Source organism: Halomonas stenophila, assembly GCF_014192275.1.
Taxonomy (GTDB): domain Bacteria; phylum Pseudomonadota; class Gammaproteobacteria; order Pseudomonadales; family Halomonadaceae; genus Halomonas; species Halomonas stenophila.
On the sequence record NZ_JACHXR010000033.1, the window covers coordinates 1 to 1,359 of the forward strand.

Here is a 1,359-nt window from a genome sequence, read left to right on the forward strand (position 1 = left end):
GGGAGGAGGTAGGAAGGGTGGCGTATCCTGTTGATTGATCACGACCAAGATCTCAATCAACACGAGCGGATACGCCATGACCGATTCTACCCTCCAAGCCCTGTCACAGCCAGAATCCGAGACCTCGGACCCGTTGCACGAATTGTTGCGCCAAGGGGCCCGAGACCTGATCGCCAAGGCGGTGGAGGCCGAGCTGGCCACCTTCCTGGCCCAGTATGCCGACACGACCTTGGCGGACGGTCGGCAAGCGGTGGTGCGCAACGGCTATTTGCCGGAGCGCACCGTGCAGACCGGCATCGGTGACGTCACCGTCAAGGTACCCAAGGTACGGGATCGGAGTGGCGGCAAGGCCTGCTTCAACAGCACCCTGTTGCCGCCCTATCTGAAGCGGGCCCGCAGTGTCGAGGAGCTGATTCCCTGGCTCTATCTCAAGGGTGTCTCCACCGGCGACTATCAGGAGGCCCTGTCGGCCCTGCTGGGTGACCAGGCGAAGGGCCTGTCGGCCAACACGGTCTCGCGATTGAAGGCCCAGTGGTTCGACGAGCACAAGACCTGGTGTCAGCGGGACCTGGCGGACCGCCGCTATGTCTACTGGTGGGCCGATGGCGTCTACAGCAACGTGCGTCTGGATGACCGCCTGTGTTTGCTGGTGATCGTTGGCGTCACGGCACATGGCCGCAAGGAACTGGTTGCCGTCGAGGATGGCCATCGCGAGTCGGAAGCCAGCTGGAAAGAGCTGCTCACGGGCCTGCGAGAGCGTGGCTTGACGGAATCCCCCAAGCTGGCGATCGGCGACGGTGCGTTGGGCTTCTGGAAGGCACTGAGCAAGATCTATCCAGCCACGGCGCACCAGCGTTGCTGGGTTCACAAGACCGCCAATGTGCTGAACAAGCTGCCCAAGTCGGTGCAGCCCAAGGTCAAGGCCGACCTTCACGAGATCTGGATGGCTGAGACGCGCGAGGCAGCCCATCAGGCCTTCGACCGCACGCTGAAGCGCTTTGGCGCCAAGTACCCGCAGGCGATGGAATGCCTGGCCAAGGATCGGGATGAATTGCTGGCGTTCTACGACTTTCCGGCAGAGCACTGGGTGCACATCCGCACCACCAACCCGATCGAGTCGACCTTCGCCACGGTCCGTCTGAGGACGAAGCGCAGCCGGAACTGCGGCTCCCGGGACACGACCCTGGCGATGGTCTTCAAACTGCTCCAGACCGCCCAGAAACGCTGGAGGCGGATCAAGCACTTCCAGAAGTTGGAACTGGTCGTCAGCAACGTCAAGTTCCAGGACGGGGAGCAGGTAGCCGATCAATCAGACAGGAATGCGGCCTGACCGCCATCCACCAGATTTGACGATAACTC

General features: G+C 62.2%; 1 protein-coding gene. It reads left to right on the forward strand.

All coding sequences use genetic code 11. The annotated features are described in order from the left end of the window. Nucleotides 1–76: 76 nt before the first annotated feature. The gene (locus FHR97_RS20055) at nt 77–1,330 is read left to right on the forward strand and encodes an IS256 family transposase (RefSeq protein WP_183385568.1); all 1,254 of its coding nucleotides are present in this window, start codon (nt 77–79) and stop codon (nt 1,328–1,330) included. Nucleotides 1,331–1,359 lie beyond the last annotated feature (29 nt).